Genomic DNA, 21,714 nt, shown 5'->3' with positions numbered 1-21,714 from the left:
GCCGCCGGAAAAGCCTGGTGCCGGCCCCCGCGTACGGGGACCGGCACCGGGCGACGGCGCGTGCGCGCCGTTCCGTCAGAGGCGGCCGGACAGGATCCGGCCGATCTCGGCGGCGGGTTCGGGGGCCATCATCGCCTCGTGCGTGGCGGCGACGCCGACCCGTTCGAACTCCCCCGAGAGATAGGGCGCCCAGTCCTGCGGCCTGGCCCAGTCGCGGACGTTCTCCTCGGCCGCGACGAGCAGCACGTCCCCCTTGTACGGCACGGGCTCCGTCGGGGAGGCGAGGCGCACGTTGTTGACGAGGACGTTCAGCACGTCGGCGCGCTGCTTCTCGTCGAGGTGGCGCACCTCGCCCTCGCTGCGGCCCATGTAGCCGACGATCCCGGCCCGGACGGCCGCCTCGTCGGCGGGCAGGGTGTCGTCCTCGCCGTGCATGCGGGCGTACGCCTCGTACATGGCGGTGAGGATCTCCCAGGCGTCCATCGCCACCCGCCGCTCCTCCTCCACCGGATAGGCGTCGAGGAGGACGAGCAGCCCCACCTCCTCGCCGCGCTGCTGGAGTTCGGCGGCGAGCGCCTGGGCGAGCGTGCCGCCGAGCGACCAGCCGAGCAGGTGGTACGGGCCGTGCGGGCGGACCGCCTTGATCTGCGCCACGTAGTCGTCGAGCATCTCCTCCATCGACGCGGCCGTGGGCGTCACCCCGTCCACGCCCCGGGACTGGAGCCCGTAGACGGGGACGCTCGGGTCCAGGGTGCGCAGCAGCCCCGAGTAGCACCAGCCGAGCCCGCCGACCGGGTGGACGCAGATCAGCGGGGTGCCCTCCCCCGTGGTGCGCAGCGGGAGCAGCACGTCGAAGCCGCCGCCCGTGCCGTCGCCGCCGTCCGCGCCGTCCGCGCCGTCGATGCGGCGCAGCAGGGCGGCCGGGGTGGGCGCCTCGAAGACGGCCCGCATGGGGATGCCGGCCCCGAGCACCTGGGCGACGAGCCCGGCCAGCCGGGAGGCGAGCAGCGAATGACCGCCCCGTTCGAAGAAGTTGTCGTCGATGCCGATCGTGTCGACGCCCAGGACCTCGGCGAAGAGCCGGCACATCAGCTCCTCCCGCCCGCTGCGCGGCGCCCGGTGCGCCCCGTGCCGCTCGGGCGGGGCGGGCAGGGCGCGGACGTCGAGCTTGCCGTTGGGGGTCAGCGGCAGCGCGTCGAGCGCGACGACCGCCGACGGCACCATGTGCTCGGGGAGTTCACCGGCCAGCGCCGACCGGAGCGCGCCGGTGTCGGTGGCGGTGTCGTGGAGGACGGTGTAGGCGACGAGACGGCGGTCGCCGGGGCGGTCCTCCCGTACGGTGACGGCCGCCGCCGCCACCTGGGGCAGCCGGGCCAGGGCGGCCTGGATCTCGCCGAGTTCGACGCGGAAGCCGCGGAGCTTGACCTGTCCGTCGCCGCGGCCGAGGAAGTCGATGCGGCCGTCGCGGCGGCGGGCGGCCAGATCGCCCGTCCGGTACATCCGCTCGCCGGGCGCCCCGTACGGGTCGGCGACGAAGCGGCCCGCGGTGAGCCCCGCCCGGTTCCGGTAGCCCCGGGCCACGCCGTCGCCCGCGATGTACATCTCGCCGGGCACCCCGGGCGGGACGGGGCGCAGCCGGGCGTCCAGCACATAGACGCGGACGCCGGGCAGCGGACGCCCGATCGGCTGGCGGCCGGGCTCGGCCGGGTCCATGACGCCCTGGGTCACCTCGACGGTCGCCTCGGTCGGCCCGTAGGCGTTGACCATGCGCCGGCCGGGGGCCCAGCGCTCCACGAGCCGGGGGGTGCCGGCCTCGCCGCCGGACATCAGGGTGGCGAGGTCGGGCAGCTCGGTCTCGGGGAGCCCGGCGAGGACGGCGGGCGGCAGATGGGCGTGGGTGATCCGTTCGGCGCGCAGCAGCTCGGCCAGCTCCGCGCCGACGGGCACCTGCTCCGGGATGACGAGGCAGCCGCCGGTGAGCAGCGCCATGGTCAGTTCGGCGACGGACACGTCGAAGCTCGGCGAGACGAACTGGAGGACCCGGCTGCCCGGCCCCGCCCCGTGCAGGGCGCGGTGGTTGGCGGCCAGCGGGGCGAGGCCCCGGTGGGTGACGACGACGCCCTTGGGCGTCCCGGTGGAGCCGGAGGTGTAGATCACGTACGCGGGGTGGTCCGGGAGCAGTCCGGTGACCGGCGGCGCGGTGTCCTCCGGGGCCGCGCCGGGCCCCGGGCCGTCGAGCAGGAGGAGCGGTCCGGCGTCCCCGGGCAGCCGCCCGGCGTACGCGGTGGTGGTGACGACGCACCGGGGCGCGGTGTCCTCCAGCATCAGGGCGACGCGCTGGGCGGGGTAGTCCGGGTCGACCGGGAGGTAGGCGGCGCCCGCCTTGGACACGGCCAGGACGGCGACGACGAGGTCGGCCGAGCGGGGCAGGGCGAGCGCCACGACCGTCTCGGGTCCGGCGCCCAGGGCACGCAGCCGGTGCGCGAGGCGGGTGGAGCGGGCGTCCAGTTCCGCGTAGTCGAGGACGAGGTCCCCGTACTGCACGGCCGGGGCGTGCGGGGTGGCGGCGGCCTGCGCGGCGAACAGGGCGGGCAGGGTGGACGGGGCGGCGGGCGCCGGGCGGCCCCGGCCCGCGTCGAGCGCGGCGGTGCGCTCGGCGGCGGAGAGCAGATCGACGCGGCTGAGCGGCAGCGCCGGATCGGCGGCCACGGCGGTGAGCAGCCGCACGAACCGGTCGGCGAGGGCCTGGGCGCTCTCCGGGTCGAAGAGCGCGGTGGCGTACTCGACGATGCCGGTCAGCCCCGCGGGCTCCCCGGCGGCGTCGTGCGTCTCGGCGACGGAGAAGGACAGATCGCAGCGGGCGACGCCGACCCCGAACCCCTCGAAGCCGACGTTCAGCCCCGGCAGGTCCATCTCCGGCTCCGCGGTGTTCTGGAACGCCAGCATCACCTGGAACAGCGGATGGGCGGAGGACCGGGCCGGGTTGAGGGCTTCGACGAGCCGCTCGAACGGCAGGTCCTGGTGGCCGTAGGCGGCGAGGTCGGCCTCGCGCACCCGGTCCAGCAGGGCGGCGAACGCGGGGTCGCCGGAGGTGTCGGTGCGCAGCACCAGCGTGTTGACGAAGAAGCCGGCCAGATCGTCGAGCGCCGGGTCCGTGCGGCCGGCGACGGCGGTGCCGATCGGGATGTCGTCCCCGGCGCCGACGGCGCTGAGGAGCGCGGCGAGCCCGGCCTGCACCGTCATGAACAGGGTGCTCTGGCGGGCCCGTGCCAGGGCGGCGAGCCCCCGGTGCGCCTCGGCGTCCAGCCGGAAGGCGACGGAGGAGCCCAGGTGGTCGGCGACGGCGGGCCGGGGCCGGTCCGTGGGCAGTTCGAGCTGTCCGGGGGCACCGGCCAGCGCGGTGCGCCAGAAGTCGAGCTGCCGGGCGAGCGGGCTGCCGGGGTCGTCGGCGTCACCGAGCACGGCGCGCTGCCAGAGCGCGAAGTCGGCGTACTGGACGGGCAGCGGGGCCCAGTCGGGAGCCGCACCCCCGCACCGGGCGGTGTACGCCTGCGCGAGGTCGCGCAGCAGCGGGGCGACGGAGCTGCCGTCCCCGGCGATGTGGTGGACCAGGAGCAGCAGGAGGTGCTCCCGTTCCGAGATCCGCAGCACCGTGCAGCGCAGGGGCGCCTCGGTGGTGAGGTCGAAGGCGTGGCGCGCGGCCTCCAGCAGCGCCTGGGCGGCCCCTTCGGCGGTGGTGTCGCGCAGCTCGACGGCGGGCGGCTCCGCCGGCAGCACCCGCTGGTACGGGGTGCCGTCGGCCTCCGGGAACACCGTGCGCAGCGTCTCGTGCCGGGCGGTCAGGTCCCCGAGCGCGGCGGTCAGCGCGGGCAGGTCGAGCACCCCGGTGAGCCGCAGCGGAATGGGGATGTTGTACGTCGGGCCGGGGCCCTCCAGCCGGTGCATGAACCAGAGCCGCTGCTGCGCGAAGGAGAGCGGCACGCGCGCGGGCCGCTCGGCGCGCTCCAGGGAGGGTCCGGTCCGCTCGCCGTCCTGGAGGCGCCGGGCGAGCGCCGCCGGGGTGGGGAACTCGAAGAGTTCGCGGACGGGCACCGAGACGCCGAAGGCGGCACGGACCCGGCCGAGCAGCTTCACCGCGGACAGGGAGTGCCCGTCGCACTCGAAGAAGTTGTCGTCGGCGGTGATGCCGGTCTTCCCGAGCACCTCGCCGAAGAGCCCGCACAGGATCTCCTCCTGCGGGGTGCGTCCGGTGCGCCGGGGGCGCGGGGTCTCCGCCTCCGGCGCGGCGGCGGGCAGGGCCGGGGCGGCGGGCAGGGCGGCCCGCTCGGCCGCGTCGAGCACCGGCAGCTCCGCGACCGGGGCGCCCGGCCGGTCCGTCATCGCGCCGAGCAGCCGCAGGGCGTGCGCGACGAGGATGCCGGCCGCCTCGGCCCCGTACACATCGGTCCGGTACTCCAGGCGCAGCAGCAGCCGGTCGCCCTCGATGCCGGAGATCATGCGCAGCGGGTAGTGGGCGGCGTCCTTGCCGGACACCTCGCGGACCCGCACCCCGGCGTAGGAGGGCGGCTCGGTGTCGCCGCCGGGGTAGTTCTCGACGGTGAGGGCGGTGTCGAAGAGGTCGCCCCGCCCGACGAGCCGCTGGAGTTCGCCCAGGCGCAGGTGCTGGTGGTCCAGGAGGAGCCCCTGCTCGTCCTGGAGCCGGGCCAGCTGTGCGGCGAGGGGCGCGGAGCGGTCGAGCCGGACCCGGACCGGCACGGTGTTGATGAAGAGGCCGACCATGGTCTCGATGCCGGGTATCTCCGGCGGGCGCCCGGACACGACCGAGCCGAACACCACGTCGTCGGAGCCGGTCAGCCCGCCCAGCACCAGGGCCCACATGCCCTGGAGGAGCGTGTTGACGGTCAGCCCGTGGGCGCGGGCCGCGGCGACGACGGCCGCGGTCCGCTCGGCGTCGAGCCGGGCCGTGGCGTACGCGGGGAGCAGCGGCGCCCGCTCCGCGTCGGGCGCGGCGACGAACGTCGGGCCGCGCAGCCCCTTCAGGGCCCCGGTCCACGCCTCCCTGGCGGCGTCCCGGTGCGCGGAGCCGGCCGCCTCGCGCCCGGCGAGCCAGGCGAGATAGGCGCGGTACGGGGTGACGGCCGGCAGCCGGGTCGGGGCGCCGTTCTCCGCGTACAGCGTCAGCAGCTCCTGCTGCACGATCGGCGCGGACCAGCCGTCGAGCAGGATGTGGTGGTTCGTCATCACCAGGTGGTGCAGTTCGGCCCCGGCCCTGACCAGGGTGAAGCGGAGGGCCGGTGCGGTGGTGAGGTCGAAGCGGCGGACCCGGTCCTCGTCGAGGAGGGCGTCCAGGGCGGTGTCCCGCTCGGCGGGGGTGAGGGCGGAGAGGTCCTTCTCGGCCCAGGGCAGGACGACCTCGCGGTGGATGACCTGGATGGCCTGCCCGTTGGCCCGCTGCCGGAACGCGGCCCGCAGGTTGGCGTGGCGCCGCAGCAGGGCGCCGGCGGCGGTGCGCAGCCGGGCCGGGTCGAGGGGCCCTTCGAGGGTCAGGCACAACTGGGTGTTGTAGACGTCGGTCCCGTCGGCGTGCGCGTCCCCCTCCGCGTCGGCGAGGGCGTGGAAGAGGAGCCCTTCCTGGAGCGGCGAGAGCGGCAGGACGTCTTCGAGCCCCGAGCCCTTCCCGGGGGCCTTCGTCGCGGTCCGTGCCGGGGACATCGTGGCGTGCGTCATGCGAGTTCCCTCAATTCTGCTTCCAGGTCGTCGATTTCGTCCTGGCTCAGGGAGACCAGGGAGAGGTCGGACGGGGTGTAGCCCCCGGCGTCCGGTGCCTCGGCATGCTCGGCGAGCGCCCGCAGCATGCGGAACCACGCCGTCGCCAGCGCGCGGACGTCCTGTTCGGCGAACAGGGCGTCGGGCCAGGTCCAGGTGGCGGTGAGTTCGGGTCCGGCCGGCAGGTCCTCGGTCAGCGCGTTGATCTCCAGCGCGTGTCCGACGGGCATGTCCGGGTCCCTGGGCTGCGGACCGTCCGCACCGGGGACGACGGCCCAGTCGGCGGTGTCCGCCGGCTCCCCGGAGGCCGCCGCGTCGAACCGGCCGAGGTAGTTGAACCCGATCTGCGGGGCGGGGCGGGCCAGTTCGCCGCCGTCCGGGGTGAGGTGGCGCAGCAGCCCGTAGCCGATGCCGTGGTCGGGCAGGGCGCGCAGCTGCTCCTTGATCTGCTTGAGCGCCCGGCCGACGGCCGCTCCCGGGTCGGCGAGTTCCGCGTCGGTGACCGCGCCCGGGTCGATCCGCACGGGGTAGAGGGAGGTGAACCAGCCGACGGTGCGGGAGAGGTCGGCGCCCGGCACGATCTCCTCGCGGCCGTGCCCCTCCAGGTCCAGCAGCAGTGAGGTCCCCAGCTCGGTGCCCTGCCGTCTGCGGTGTTCCAGGACGGCCAGGGAGAGCCCGGTGAGCAGGACGTCGTTGATCCCGGCGTGGTACGAGGCGGGGACCGTCGTCAGCAGGGCCCGGGTGACCTCGGAGGGCAGCCGCAGCGTGAGCGACCGGGTGGTGCCCGCGACATCGCGGCCCGGCTCCAGCGGCCCGGAGCCGATCACCGGATCGGGTCCGCCCACCGCGGCCTCCCACAGCGCGCGCTCGGAGCGGCGCGCCTCGGCGGCGTCGCCGAGCAGTCCGGCCCAGCGGCGGAAGGACAGCGGTACGGGGTCGAGTTCCCGCCCGGCCCAGGCGGCGGCGAGGTCCGGGAGCAGGATGCGCCAGGACACCCCGTCCACCACCAGGTGGTGGGCGACGATCAGGAGGCGGCCGGGCAGCACGGGCCCCCGGTCGAACCAGACGAACCGGATCACCGCCCCCGTCGCCGGGTCCAGCTCCCGCCGCGCCGCCTCGGCCTCGCGCGCGGTGACCACGTCGAGCGCCGGGCCGGTGAGACCGGCGGTGTCCACGCGGCGCGGGGCCACCGGGGGCGGGGTGCCGTCCGCCGGGGCGGCGGGCGGGACGGTGAGCCGCCAGCCGCCGTCCGGGTCCGGGACGGCCCGCATCCGGAGCGCGTCGTGCCGGGCGACCAGCGCCCCGAGCGACGCGGCGAGCCGGGCGGGGTCGGCGCCCGCGGGCACCTGGACGGTCATGGACTGGTTGAACCCCTGCCAGGCTCCGCCGAGTTCACGCAGCCAGTGCATGATCGGGGTGGCCTCGACGGCCCCGGTGGCGATGTCCGGGACCCGCTCCCGCTCTCCCGTCCCGGGCTCCTCGGCCAGGGTGGCGAGCACCGCCGGGCACTGGTGCGTGAACACGTCCCGGGCGGTGAACGCGAACCCGGCCCGGCGGGCCCGGCTGACCAGCTGGATCGACAGGATGCTGTCCCCGCCGCTCTCGAAGAAGCCGGCGGTCGGCGCGACCCGGTCCAGGCCCAGCACCTCCGCGAAGAGACCGCACAGGATCTCCTCCCGCTCGGTCAGCGGACCGCGGTCGCCCTCCGTCCCGGCGGCCGGGATCTCGGGCCGGGGCAGGGCCTTCACGTCGAGCTTGCCGTTCGGGGTGAGCGGCAGCCCGTCCAGGGGCACGAACGCGGACGGGACCATGTACTCCGGCAGCCGCTCGGCCACGTGCGCCCGGAGCCGTACGGGGTCGGCGCCGCCGACGACGTACGCGGTGAGACGGCGGTCGCCCGGCCGGTCCTCGCGCACGATCACGGCAGCCTGCTCGACCTCCGCGTGCGCACCGACAACGGCCTCGACCTCGGCCAGCTCGATCCGGAAACCGCGCACCTTGACCTGCGTGTCCGCGCGGCCGACGAACTCCAACTGCCCGTCCGCACGCCACCGGACCACGTCCCCGGTCCGGTACATCCGCTCGCCGGCCGCACCGAACGGGTTGGCCACGAAGCGCCCGGCGGTCAGGTCCGGGCGGCCCAGATACCCACGGGCCAGCCCTGCACCGGCCACGTACAGCTCACCCGCGACACCCGGCGCCACCGGCTGGAGCCGGGCGTCGAGCACATAGACGCGGCTGTTGACGACCGGCCATCCGATCGGTGCGATGACGGGCCCGGAGAGGGGTCCGCTCATCGTGGCGCAGACGGTCGTCTCGGTCGGGCCGTACGCGTTGATCATCCGGCGGCCGACCGACCACCGCTCCACCATCGCCGGCGGGCACGCCTCGCCCGCCACGACCAGCGTCATCCCGTCCGGGAGGCCCTTCTCCGGCATGACGGAGAGGGCGGCGGGCGGCAGCGTCGCATGGGTCACCCCGTGCCGGGCCAGCACACCGGCCAGGCCCTCACCGGGCAGCAGCTCCTCCGAGGTGCCCATGACGAGCCGGGCGCCGGAGACGAGTGCCATGCACAGTTCCCAGGCGGCGGCGTCGAAGCTGGGCGAGGCGAACTGGAGGATGCGGCTCTCGCGGGTGATGTCGAAGGACTGGATCTGCGAACGGACAAGGCTCGCGATCCCCGTGTGCGTGACGACCACGCCCTTCGGACGGCCCGTGGAACCGGAGGTGTAGATCACCCAGGCCGGGGCCTCCGGAACGAGCGGGGCCGTGCGCTCCCCGTCGCTCAGCGCGGTGTCCGCGTACCCGGCCAGGACATCGGCCAGGTCGTCGGTCACCACCTTCTCGGGGCCGGGGAGCCCGTCGGCGGACGCCCGGTCGGTGAGGACGAGGAGGGGTTGGGCGTCGTCGAGCATGTACGCGATGCGGTCGGCCGGGTAGGTCAGGTCGACCGGCAGATAGGCGCCGCCCGCCTTGACGACGGCCAGCACGGCGACCAGCCAGTCGACCGAGCGCGGCAGCGCGACGGCCACCCGCTGCTCGGGGCCGACCCCGCGTCCGACGAGATACCGGGCGAGGCGGTTCGCCCGCGCGTCCAGTTCGGCGTACGACAGCGAGACGTCCCCGCAGACCACCGCGACGGCGTCCGGAGCCTCGGCCGTGCGCTGTTCGAACAGCGCCGGCAGCGTCTCGACGGGCACGTCCTGCGCGCTGTCGTTCCACTCCTCCAGCAGCCGCACCCGCTCCGACTCGCCCAGCACCTCCAGCGAACCGATCGGACGTTCCACGTCCGCCACCGCCGCGTCCAGCAGCCGCACCAGCCGCTCCGACAGCAGCTCCGCGCTCGCCCGGTCGAAGGAGTCGGTCGCGTAGACCAGGCTGCCCGCCAGGCCGTCGGGGGCACCGGACGGGTCGCGGCGCTCGCTCAGGCTGAACGCCAGGTCGAACTTGGCGGCCGGGGTGTCCAGACCGTCGACCACCGCGCGCAGGCCGGGCAGTTGGACGTCGGCCTCGGACACATCGGTGCGGAAGGTCAGCATGACCTGGAAGAGCGGGTGGTACGCGAGGGAGCGCGCCGGGTTGACGGCCTCGACGACGCGCTCGAACGGCACGTCCTGGTGCGCGAAAGCGGCAAGATCCGTCTCCCGCACCCGCTCCACCAGCTCACGGAACCCCGGATCACCCGAAGTGTCCGTCCGCAGCACCAGCGTGTTCACGAAGAACCCGACGAGATCATCCAACGCCTCGTCCGAACGCCCCGCCACCGCCGTACCGATCGGCACATCCGACCCCGCACCCAACCGCGTCAACAACGCAGCAACCGCAGCCTGCACCACCATGAACACCGTCGACCGCGTCGAACGAGCCAACTCCACCAAGGCCCGATGCGTCCCCGCACCCACCCGGACATCCACATCACCCCCCACATGCGACGCCACCACCGGACGCGGCCGGTCCAACGGCAACTCCACCAACTCCGGAAGCCCCTTCAACTCCCGCTCCCAGAAAGCCGACTGGCGCGAGACCAGGCTCTCCGGGTCGGACTCCTCGCCGAGCACGTCCCGCTGCCAGAGCGCGAAGTCGGCGAACTGCACCTCCAGCGGCGCCCACCCGGGCGCCTCGCCCCGCGTCCGCGCCGCGTAGGCCGCCGACAGATCGCGGACCAGCGGGCCGGTCGACCAGCCGTCCGCGACGATGTGGTGCATGAGGACGAGCAGGACGTGGCGTTCCGGGCCGGACCGGAACAGCGTGACGCGGACCGGGACCTCCTGCTCCAGCGCGAAGGCGTAGGCGGCGGCCCCGGCCAGGGCGGCATCCGCTTCCGCCCCGTCCACGTCCACGACCGTGAGGGCCGGCACGTCGCCGTCCACGGGCAGCACCTGCTGCCGGGGCACCCCGTCCACGGCGGGGAACACCGTCCGCAGCACCTCGTGCCGGGCCACCACGTCCGCCCACGCCGTCGTCAGCGCCGGCACGTCCAGCGGACCGTCGAGGCCGAGCGTCAGGGGGATGTTGTAGGTGGCGGCGGCTCCCTCGACCTGGCCGAGCACCCACAGCCGCCGCTGGGCGTGGGAGAGCGGAAGGACCCCGGGCCGCTCCCCGCGCACCGGCGAGGTGCGCGCGGAGCCCGCGTCGTCGATCCGGCCGGCCAGGGCGGCGGGCGAGGGCGCCTCGAAGAGCGTCCGGATCGCCAGCTCGACGCCGAACGCCGTGCGGATTCCGCTGATGAGGCGGGTCGCGAGCAGTGAATGCCCGCCGATCTCGAAGAAGTTGGCGGTCGGCGCGACCCGGTCCAGGCCCAGCACGTCCGCGAAGAGGCCGCACAGGATCTCCTCGCGCTGGCTGCGCGGACCACGGCCCCCGTCGGCGCCGCCCATGGAGACCTCGGGTTCCGGCAGGGCCTTCACGTCGAGCTTGCCGTTCGGGGTGAGCGGCAGCCCGTCCAGAGGCACGAACGCGGACGGGACCATGTACTCCGGCAGCCGTTCCGCCACGTATGCCCGGAGTCGTACGGGGTCGGCGCCGCCGACGACGTACGCGGTGAGACGGCGGTCGCCCGGCCGGTCCTCGCGCACGATCACAGCGGCCTGCTCGACCTCCGCGCACGCACCGACGACGGCCTCGACCTCGGCCAGCTCAATGCGGAAGCCACGCACCTTGACCTGGTTGTCCGCGCGGCCGACGAACTCCAACTGCCCGTCCGCACGCCACCGCACGACATCCCCGGTCCGGTACATCCGCTCCCCCGGCCCGCCGAACGGGTCGGCGACGAACCGCCCCGCCGTCAGACCGGGCCGGCCCAGATACCCCCGGGCCAGGCCCGCGCCCGAGACGTACAGCTCACCGGCCACTCCCGGCGCCACCGGCCGGAGCCGGGCATCGAGGACGTACACCCGGCTGTTGACGATCGGCCGCCCGATCGGTGCGATGACGGGCCCGGAGAGGGGTCCGCTCATCGTGGCGCAGACGGTCGTCTCGGTCGGGCCGTACGCATTGATCATCCGGCGGCCGACCGACCACCGCTCCACCATCGCCGGCGGGCACGCCTCCCCCGCCACGACCAGCGTCATCCCGTCCGGGAGGCCGTTCTCCGGCATCACGGACAGAGCGGCGGGCGGCAGCGTCGCATGGGTCACCCCGTGCCGGGCCAGCACACCCGCCAGGCCCTCACCGGGCAGCAGCTCCTCCGAGGTGCCCATGACGAGCCGGGCCCCCGACACCAGCGCCATGCAGACTTCCCACGCGGCGGCGTCGAAGCTCGGGGAAGCGAACTGAAGCACCCGGCTCTCCCGGGTGATGTCGAAGGACTGGATCTGCGAACGGACAAGGCTCGCGATCCCCGCATGGGTGACGACGACGCCCTTCGGACGGCCGGTGGAACCGGACGTGTAGATCACCCAGGCCGGAGCCTCCGGAACGAGCGGGGCCGTGCGCTCGGCGTCGCCCAGCGCGGTGTCCGCGTACTCGGCGAGAACGTCCACCAGGGCGTCCGTCGCCACCTTCTCCGGACCGGGCAGCCCGTCCGCGTAGGGGGTCTCCGTCAGGACCAGGAGGGGCTGGGCGTCGTCGAGCATGTACGCGATACGGTCGGCCGGGTAGGTCAGGTCGACCGGCAGATACGCACCGCCCGCCTTGACGACGGCCAGAACCGCGACCAGCCACTCCACCGAGCGCGGCAGCGCGACGGCCACCCGCTGCTCGGGGCCGACCCCGCGTCCGACGAGATACCGGGCCAGGCGGTTCGCCCGCGCGTCCAGTTCGGCGTAGGAGAGGGAGACGTCCCCGCAGACCACCGCGACGGCGTCCGGAGCCTCGGCCGTCCGCTGTTCGAACAGCGCCGGCAACGTCTCCACGGCGATGTCCTGCGCGCTGTCGTTCCACTCCTCCAGCAGCCGCACCCGCTCCGACTCGCCCAGCACCTCCAGCGAACCGATCGGACGCTCCACATCCGCCACCGCCGCGTCCAGCAACCGCACCAGCCGCTCCGCCAGCAGCTCCGCGCTCGCCCGGTCGATGAGCTCCGTGGCGTACGTCAGGCCGCCGGTGATCCCGGCGGGGGTGCCGTCCTCGGCGGTCTGCTCGTGGAGGCTGAGGGTGAGGTCGAACTTGGCGGTGCCCGCGCTGAGGTCTTCGAGCCGGCCGGTCAGGCCGGGCAGGGAGAGTGCGGCGCTCGCGTTGTTCTGGAGGACCAGCATGATCTGGAAGAGCGGGTGGTACGCGAGGGAGCGCGCCGGGTTGACGGCCTCGACGACGCGCTCGAAGGGCACGTCCTGGTGCGCGAAAGCGGCCAGGTCCGTCTCCCGCACCCGCTCCACCAGCTCACGGAACCCCGGATCACCCGAAGTGTCCGTCCGCAGCACCAGCGTGTTCACGAAGAACCCGACGAGATCATCCAACGCCTCGTCCGAACGCCCCGCCACCGCCGTACCGATCGGCACATCCGACCCCGCACCCAACCGCGTCAACAACGCAGCAACCGCAGCCTGCACCACCATGAACACCGTCGACCGCGTCGAACGAGCCAACTCCACCAAGGCCCGATGCGTCCCCGCACCCACCCGGACATCCACATCACCCCCCACATGCGACGCCACCACCGGACGCGGCCGGTCCAACGGCAACTCCAGCAGTTCCGGAACTCCCTTCAACTCCCGCTCCCAGAAGGCCGACTGGCGGGACATGAGACTGTCCGGGTCGGACTCCTCACCCAGGACCTCCTGCTGCCAGAGCGCGAAGTCGGCGAACTGCACCTCCAGCGGCGCCCATCCGGGCGCCTCGCCCCGGGTCCGGGCCGCGTAGGCCTCGGAGAGGTCGCGGAGCAGCGGGCCGGTCGACCAGCCGTCCGCGACGATGTGGTGCATGAGGACCAGGAGCACATGCCGCTCGGGGTTCACACGGAACAGGGTCGGGCGGACGGGGATCTCCCGCTCCAGCTCGAAGCCGTATCCGGCGGCCTCGGCGAGGGCCGCGCGGACGGACTCCTCGTCGGACTCGACCGGGCCGGGCAGGCCGGCACCGGCCGGCAGCACCCGCTGCCGGGGCACCCCGTCCACCTCGGGGAACACGGTCCGCAGCACCTCGTGCCGGGCCACCACGTCCGCCCACGCCGCCCCGAGCGCCGCCACGTCCAGCGGACCGTCGAGGTGCAGGGCGAGGGGCACGTTGTACGTGGGGCTCGGGCCCTCCAGACGGTGGAGGAACCACAGCCGCTGCTGGGTGTACGAGAGCGGAATCATGACGTCTCCTCAGTCCTCTTCATGGGCCGCAGCCTGGGCCGTGCCTTCTCGGCGCCGGCCAGCATCCCCGCGAGGGCTTCGGCCGTCGGGTTCTCGAACAGGGCGCGGATCGCGAGTTCGGCGTCGAACACCGTGCGGATCCGGCTGATGAGCCGGGTCGCGAGCAGCGAGTGCCCGCCCAGCTCGAAGAAGTTCTCGTCGGCTCCCACGCCCTCCAGGCCCAGGAGTTCGGCGAACAGGCCGCACAGGATCTCCTCCTGTGCCGTCCGGGGGGCTCGGCCCGTGCGCTCCGTGCTCTGCCGCGGGGCCGGGAGCGCCTTGCGGTCGACCTTGCCGTTCGGGGTGAGCGGCAGGGCGTCCAGCGTCACGAACGCGGACGGGACCATGTACTCGGGCAGCCGGGTTCCGGCGGCGGTCCGCACGGCCGTGGCGTCGAAGCCGGGGCCGGGGACCACATAGGCGACGATCCGGTGGTCGCCGGGCCGGTCCTCGCGGACCACGACGGTGCTCCGGAGCACGGTGGCGTGGCTGTTGACCTCGGCCTCGATCTCGCTGAGTTCGATGCGCAGCCCGCGCACCTTCACCTGGTCGTCGGCGCGGCCGACGAACTCCAGCTGCCCGTCCGCCGTCCACTTCACGACGTCTCCGGTGCGGTACATCCGCTCGCCCGGCGCGCCGTACGGGTTGGCGACGAAGCGGCCCGCCGTCAGGTCCGGGCGGCCGAGGTAGCCGCGGGCGAGCCCGGCTCCGGCGAGGTACAGCTCGCCGGGGACCCCGGTGGCGACCGGGTGCAGCCGGGCGTCGAGGACGTAGGCCGCGGTGTTGTCCATGGGGCCGCCGATGGGCGGGGTCCCGTCGTAGGCGTACGGGCGGCGCACCCGGTGGCGGGTGGCGTACGTGGTGGACTCGGTGGGTCCGTAGACGTGGACGACCCTGGTGTCCGGGCAGTTCTCGGACACCCGGCGGAAGGCGGCCGGTGAGCCGGCCTCGCCGCCCGTCCACACCTCGCGCAGGGCGCCGAGCGGATGGCCCTCCGCCTCGGCGAGGACGTTGAACAGGGCGGTGGTGAAGAAGGCCGCCGTGAGGGTTCCGCCGGTGAGCAGCCCGGTCAGGGTGTCGAGGTCGGTGGCGCCGGGCGGGGCGATGACGATCTCGCCGCCGCTGAGCAGCGGCACCCACATCTCGTACGTGGTGGCGTCGAAGGCGAGCGGGGAGTGCAGCAGGACCCGGGCGTGGCCGCCTCCGGCGAAGGAGCGGTCGGCGGCGAGGGCCGCCACGTCGGCGTGGGTGACGGCGACGCCCTTGGGGACGCCGGAGGACCCGGAGGTGAACATGGCGTAGGCGAGCCGGCCGGGGTGGACGGGGAGGTCCGGGTCGTGGTCCGGGACGCTGTCGTCCGCGTCGGCGAGGTCGTCGACGTGGAGGACCGTCGTGCCGTCGGGCAGGGCCGGTGCGGCCGGGTGGCCCCGGTCGAGGACGACGTGCGTGGCGTCCGCCTGGCCGAGGATCGTGCGGATGCGGTCGGCGGGGTAACGGGTGTCCAGCGGGACGTACATCGCCCCCGCCTTGAGGACGCCGAGGATCGTGGCGACCGCGTCGAAGGACCGGTCCTGGAAGAGGACGATCCGGGTCTCCGGTCCGGCACCGGCCGCGATGAGCCGGTGCGCGATGCGGTTGGCCCGCCGGTCGAGCTGGGCGTACGTGAGGGTGTCGGCGCCGAGCCGGACGGCGGTGGCGTCGGGGGTGCGGGCGGCCCGGTCCCGGAACAGCGCGGGCAGCGAACCCTGCGGCAGCGGGGTCGCCGTGGTGTTCCAGCGGTGCAGCACCCGGTCGCGTTCGGCGGCCGGAAGGATCTCCAGATCGCCGATCGGCAGCTCCGGGTCGGCGACGGCGGCTTCGAGGACGCGCACCAGGGCGTCCGCGACGAACCGGGCGGTGTCCCGGTCGAAGAGGTCGACCGCGTAGCCGAGGGTGCCGGCGAGGCCGTCGTCGTGCTCCTCGACGCTGAAGGTGAGGTCGAACTTGGCGGCTCCGGCGCTCAGGTCCTCGGCGCGGGCCGTCAGTCCGGGCAGGGCGGGCGCGGACGCGGGGTCCTGGAGGACCAGCATCACCTGGAACAGCGGGTGGTAGGCGAGGGAGCGGGCCGGGTTGACCGCCTCCACCAGCCGCTCGAAGGGCACGTCCTGGTGGGCGAAGGCGGCCAGGTCCGTCGCGCGGACCCGTTCCAGGAGCGTCCGGAAGCCCGGATCCCCCGAGGTGTCCGTCCGCAGCACCAGCGTGTTCACGAAGAATCCGACGACGTCGTCGAGCGCCTCGTCGGAGCGGCCCGCGACGGCGGTCCCGATCGGCAGGTCCGTGCCCGCGCCCAGCCGGGTCAGCACGGCGGCGACCGCCGCCTGCACCGCCATGAAGACGGTGGTGCCGGTGGAGCGGGTGAGGGCGGTCAGGGCGCGGTGGGCGTCGCCGCCCAGCCGGAAGGAGACCTGTTCGCCCCGGTGGTCGGCCACGGCGGGCCGGGCCCGGTCCAGGGGAAGTTCCAGCACGTCGGGCAGGCCCGCCAGTTGCTCCGTCCAGTAGGCGCACTGCCGGGCGAGCGGGCTCGCCGGGTCGTCGCCGTCGCCGAGGGTGCCGCGCTGCCAGAGCGCGTAGTCGGCGTACTGGACGGGCAGGGGACGCCAGTCGGGCGCCCGGCCGCCGGCCCGTGCCGCGTACGCCTGGGACAGGTCGCGCAGCAGGGGCCGGGTGGACCAGCCGTCGGCGGCGATGTGGTGGATCACCAGGAGCAGCACGTGCTTCTCGGGCGCGAGCGCGAACAGGGTGGCCCGGACGGGCAGGTCCTGGTCGAGGGCGAACGCGCAGCGGGACGCGGCGGCGAGGGCGGCGGGCAGTTCCTCCGCTTCGCAGGTGACGGTGGACAGGCGCGGGGCGCCCTCCTCCGGCGGCAGGATCTGCTGGTGGGGCTCGCCGCCGCTCTCCGGGTACCGGGTGCGCAGCGATTCGTGGCGGGCGGTGAGGTCGGCGAGGGCGGCGCCCAGCGCGGTCACGTCGAGCGGGCCGTCGAGGTGCAGGGCGAGCGGGACGTTGTACGTGGAGCCGGCGTCGTCGAGCCGGTTCAGGAACCACAGCCGCTGCTGGGCCGGGGAGAGCGGGACGCGTTCCGGGCGCGGCTGCGGGCCCAGCGGGACGGGCGCGGTGTCGGCGTCCACGAGGCGGGCCGCCATGCCGCCCGGGGTCGGCGCCTCGAAGAGGGTGCGCAGCGACAGCTTGACGCCGAAGACCGTGCGGATGCGGCTGATCAGCCGGGTGGCGAGCAGCGAGTGGCCGCCCAGGGCGAAGAAGTCGGCGTCGGCGCCGACCCGTTCGAGGTCCAGCACCTCGGCGAACAGCCCGCACAGGATCTCCTCGCGGGCGGTGCGCGGGGCGGTGCTCCCGGTGTCCTCGGGCACCGTCTCGGGGACGGGCAGCGCGTCGCGGTCCAGCTTCCGGTTGGCGGTGGTCGGGAAGGCGTCGAGCAGCACCACGGCGGCCGGGACCATGTAGTCCGGCAGATGGGCGGCGGCGAAGGAGCGCAGTGCCGCCGCGTCGGCTCCGGGGCCCTCGGGGACCGCGTAGGCGACGATCCGCTTGTCGCCGGGCCGGTCCTCGCGGACGATCACGGCGGCCTGCCGGACGTCCGGGTGGGTGCCGAGCAGGGACTCGATCTCGCCCGGTTCGATGCGGAAGCCGCGCACCTTGACCTGGTGGTCGACGCGGCCGGCGAACTCCAGGAGCCCGTCGCGGTTCCAGCGGGCCAGGTCGCCCGAGCGGTACATGCGGGCGCCCGGCGGTCCGAAGGGGTCGGCGACGAACCGGCCCGCGGTCAGTCCGGGGCGGGCGTGGTAGCCGCGGGTGACCAGGTCACCGGCGATGTACAGCTCGCCGGAGACCCCGGCCGGCACGGGCTGGAGCCGGCGGTCCAGGACGTACATCCGGGTGTTCCAGACGGGCCTGCCGATGGTCACGACGCCGGAGGGGACCGGGTCGCCGGGGGCGATGCGGAATTCGGTGCAGCCGACCGTGGTCTCGGTGGGGCCGTACTCGTTGATGACGGTGGCGCCGGGGTGCCGGGCCCGCCAGGCGTCCAGCACCTCGCCCATGAGGGATTCGCCGCCGAGGACGAGCTGCCGGGTCGGTGAGTAGGTGGCGTCGGTCTCCATCAGGAGGGGCAGATGGCTGGGCGTGGCCTTGACGAACGCGGGTGCCTCGGTGAGCGCTTCGGGCCGGGCGGTGCCGTCGAGGGCGGCCAGCTGCACGGTGCCGCCCGAGGTGAGCGGGGCGAACAGGCCGGTGACGGTGAGGTCGAAGGAGACCGGGGAGTGGACCAGGGCCCGTTCCGCCACGCTGTCGTACGCCTGCCGGGTCCACGCGAGGTACACGTTCAGCGAGCGGTGCTCGACCATGACGCCCTTGGGGCGGCCGGTGGAGCCCGAGGTGTAGATGACGAACGCGGTGTTGGACGGTCCGGCCCGGCGGATGCGGACGGGCTCCGGCGCGGGTGCGGCGAGCCGGGCCGCGGTCTCCGGGTCGTCGAGCACCACCCGGTGGTACGCCTCGGGCAGCCGCCCGGCGAGGGCGGTGGTGGTGACGACGGCGGCCGGGCCGACCTCGTCGATCATGAACGCGATGCGGTCGGCCGGGTAATCGAGGTCCAGCGGCAGATAGGCGCCGCCCGCCTTGCCGGCCGCGAGGAGCGTCGCCACGAGGTCGACGCCCCGGGGCAGGGCGACCGCGACGAACGTCTCGGGCCCCACGCCGAGTCCGGCCAGCTCCTCGGCGATGCGTCCGGCGCGGGCGTCCAGCTCGCGGTAGGTGAGGGTGCTGCCCTCGTGCTCGACGGCCACGACGTCCGGGGTGCGGGCGGCCTGCGCCTCGAACAGCTCCGGCAGGGTCGCCTCCGCGACCGGGTGCGCGGTGTCGTTCCACTCCACCGTCAGCCGTTCGCGTTCGGCCGGGTCCAGCACGGGGAGCGCGCCGATCGGCAGGTCCGGGCGGTCGGCGGCGGCGGTCAGCAGCCGCACCAGCCGGGCGGCGATGTCCTCGGCGCTCCGGGCGTCGAAGAGCGCCGAGGCGTATTCGAGGGTGCCCGCGAGTCCGGCGGCTCCCCCGTCGGCCGCGGCCTCCTCCTCGAAGAGGAACGAGAGGTCGACCTTCACCGATCCCCGGTCCACGGTGCCCAGTTCGGCGGACAGCCCCGGCAGGGCGAACTCCGTGCGGCGCTCGCCCCCCTGGAAGGTCAGCATGGTCTGGAACAGCGGGTGGTACGCGAGCGAGCGCACCGGGTTGAGGTGCTCCACCAGCCGGTCCAGGGGCAGTTCCTGGTGGGCGAGGTCGCCCAGCGAACCCTCCCGGACCCGGGCCAGCAGGGTGTGGAAGGACGGGTCGCCCGAGGTGTCGGTGCGCAGGCACACGGTGTTGACGAAGCAGCCGATGGCCCCGTCCAGCGCCTCGTCGTCGCGTCCCGCCGCCGCCGTGCCCAGCGGGATGTCGGTGCCCGCGCCGAGCCGGGTGAGAAGGGCGGCGATGCCCGCCTGGACGGTCATGAAGAGCGTGGTGCCGGTACGCCGGGCCAGCGCGTCGAGCCTGCCGCGCACCCCGGCGTCCAGGGCGAACGCCACCCGGCCGCCGCGGGTCCCGGCGACCGCGGGGCGGGGGCGGTCGGTGGGCAGGTCCAGCACGTCGGGCAGTCCCGCCAGGCGCCGCTCCCAGTAGCCGAGGTCCGTCTCGCCCCGGTCGTGGGCGCGCTGCCACAGCGTGTAGTCGGCGTACTGGACGGGCAGCGGCTGCCAGTCGGGGGCACGGCCGGCCAGCCGGGCCGCGTACGCCGTGGACAGGTCCTGGGCGAGCGGGCCGAGCGAACCGCCGTCCACCGCGATGTGGTGGACCACGATCAGCAGGACGTGGCGGTCCTCTCCGGTGGTGAACACGGCGGTGTGGACCGGCGGCCGGGCGGCCAGGTCGAAGCGGTGCCGGGAGGCCGCGGTGAGCCGCGCGGGCAGCTCCTCCTCGGCCACCCCGGTGACGGAGAACGGGACCGGGGCCGTGTCCAGGACGACCTGGCGGGGCTCCCCGCCGGACTCCCGGTACACCGTCCGCAGGATCTCGTGCCGGGCGGCCAGATCGGCGAACGCGGCGCGCAGCGCGTCGGTGTCGAGGCGGCCGGTCAGCCGCAGCGTGTACGCGGTGTTGTACGAGGTGTCCCCGGCGTCCAGCTGCGAGACGAACCAGAGCCGGCGCTGGGCGGCCGAGAGCGGCACCGACTCCGGGCGCTCCACGGGGGCGAGGGCGGGGCGGCCCGTGCCGGCCGCGTCGAGCCGGGCGGTCAGCGCCGCCGCCGTCGGCGCCTCGAAGACGTCACCGACCCGGAGGGTCGCGCCGAAGACCCGGCGGATCCGGTTGGTGAGGCGGTTGGCCTTCAGGGAGTGGCCGCCCAGGGCGAAGAAGTCGGCGTCCGGGCCGACCCGGTCCCGCCCCAGCACCTCCGCGAACAGCCCGCACATCAGCTCCTCGCGGACGGTGCGGGGCGCCCGCTCCGGGTCCCCGGTCACGGGCGGCACGGGCAGCGCCGCCCGGTCGACCTTGTGGTTCGCGGTCAGCGGCAGGGCGTCGAGGACCAGCACCCGGGCCGGGGCGCTGTATCCGGGCAGCCGCGCGGCGGCGAACCGGGCGACGGACTCCGGGTCGAGGACGGTGTCCCGGTCCGCAACCACATAGCCGGTGACCGAACCGTCCCGTACGGCGACGGCGGCACGGGCCACGCCCGGGGCGCCGAGCAGGACGGACTCGATCTCGGCGGGCTCCACCCGGAAGCCCAGGATCTTGACCTGGTCGTCGCGCCGCCCCTCGTGGGCGAAGGTGCCGTCCGGCAGCTCCCGCACCAGATCGCCCGTGCGGTAGACGCCGCCGAAACCGGCCGGGGCGTCGTCGGCGTAGCGGGCGAGGTACGCGGTGCGGACGGTCAGTTCGCCGTCGTCGGCGCGCTCCAGCCGCACCCCGTCGATACCGGGGCCGAGCGGCACGAGCGCCCCGTGGCGGGCGGCCGGGTCCGGGGCGGTGCCGGGCTCGCGGGCGACCAGGACGGAGACGGCCTGCGGGGTCTCCGTGGTGCCGTACAGATTGAGGACCCGGGCGTGCGGGGCGAGGGCCGCCCAGGCGTCGGCGGTGGCCCAGCCCAGCGGCTCGCCGCCGAATCCGGCCACGGCGAGCGCCGGCCAGCCGCCCTCGGGCGCCTCCTCGGCCAGCACGGCGCCCAGGCCGGGGGTCAGATGCGCGACGGTGATGCCGGCGTCGGCCAGCCACCGGGCGGTCCGGTCCGCCTCGCGCACCTCGGCGCCGGGGAAGACCAGGGTGCCGCCGGCCCACAGCGGGGCGAACACATCGCGCAGCAGCGGGTCGTGGCCGAGACCGGACAGCACGGCGAAGCGGTCGTCGGCACCGAGGGAGAAGCGCGCGGTGTACCAGTCGAGGAAGTGCTCGACCGGGGCCCAGTCGCCGAGGACGGCACGCGGCTCGCCCGTGGTGCCCGAGGTGAAGGCCAGATAGGCGGGACCGGCGGCCGGCGGAGCGGGCGGCTCCGGGGCCCCGTCCTGCTCCGGGAGGCCCGGCGGGAAGTCCCCGGCGTACAGCACCGGGGCACCGTCCGCCGTCTCCCCGGGGACCCCGGCCGGATCGCAGGCGATCCACGCGGCGGGGCGGGCCGCGCGGGCGCAGGCGGCCAGCCGCTCCCGGGGGTGGGAGGCGTCCAGCACGGTGAAGGCGGCGCCGCTCTTCGCGATGCCGAGGAGCGCCAGGGCCAGCAGCGGGGTGCGTCGCGCGTGCACCGCGACGGTGTCGCCGGCGGTCACCCCGAGGGCCCGCAGCGCGGCGGAGACCCGGTCCGTCGCCCGGTCGAACTCCCGGTAGCTCCAGGAGACTCCGGGACCGGACACCGCCACCCGGTCCGGCGTGAGCCGGGCGTGTCCGGAAAGCCGTGCCACCGGGCCGGGTCCGGATCGCTCCAGGTCCCGTATCACCACACCTGCCATGGGTCCGACTCCTCAATTCGCGCGTCTGCACGGTCCGCTCGCATTCGACCTGGAGGCACAACCTAGGAACGCGCCATTTCAGCGCGTTATTGAAAGCCTTTCAGCGGCCGCCCGGCGGCCCGCATAAGCCGGTGATATGGCGCCGATAAGGC

The 21,714-nt window shown here is 74.8% G+C and carries 3 protein-coding genes; all 3 read right to left on the bottom strand.

What is annotated here, in order from left to right; translation table 11 throughout:
• Nucleotides 1–75: 75 nt before the first annotated feature.
• The 3 genes from ACZ4FH_RS23850 to ACZ4FH_RS23840 are packed head-to-tail and all read right to left on the bottom strand — an operon-like array spanning nucleotide 76 to nucleotide 21,562.
• On the bottom strand, nucleotides 76–5,727 hold the full coding sequence (locus tag ACZ4FH_RS23850) for an amino acid adenylation domain-containing protein (protein ID WP_467307193.1): 5,652 nt from the start codon (nucleotides 5,725–5,727) through the stop codon (nucleotides 76–78).
• Nucleotides 5,724–13,502, bottom strand: coding sequence for an amino acid adenylation domain-containing protein (locus ACZ4FH_RS23845; protein WP_467307192.1), 7,779 nt, complete (start codon nucleotides 13,500–13,502; stop codon nucleotides 5,724–5,726). Before ACZ4FH_RS23845 ends, ACZ4FH_RS23850 begins: the two co-directional genes overlap by 4 nt.
• On the bottom strand, nucleotides 13,499–21,562 hold the full coding sequence (locus ACZ4FH_RS23840; protein WP_467307191.1) for an amino acid adenylation domain-containing protein: 8,064 nt from the start codon (nucleotides 21,560–21,562) through the stop codon (nucleotides 13,499–13,501). Before ACZ4FH_RS23840 ends, ACZ4FH_RS23845 begins: the two co-directional genes overlap by 4 nt.
• Between the last annotated feature and the right edge of the window lie 152 nt (nucleotides 21,563–21,714).

It is taken from the genome of Streptomyces sp. NPDC024555, assembly GCF_055559335.1.
Note: the sequence above shows the minus strand (reverse complement) of the source record. Positions and strands in the feature narration are given on the sequence as shown.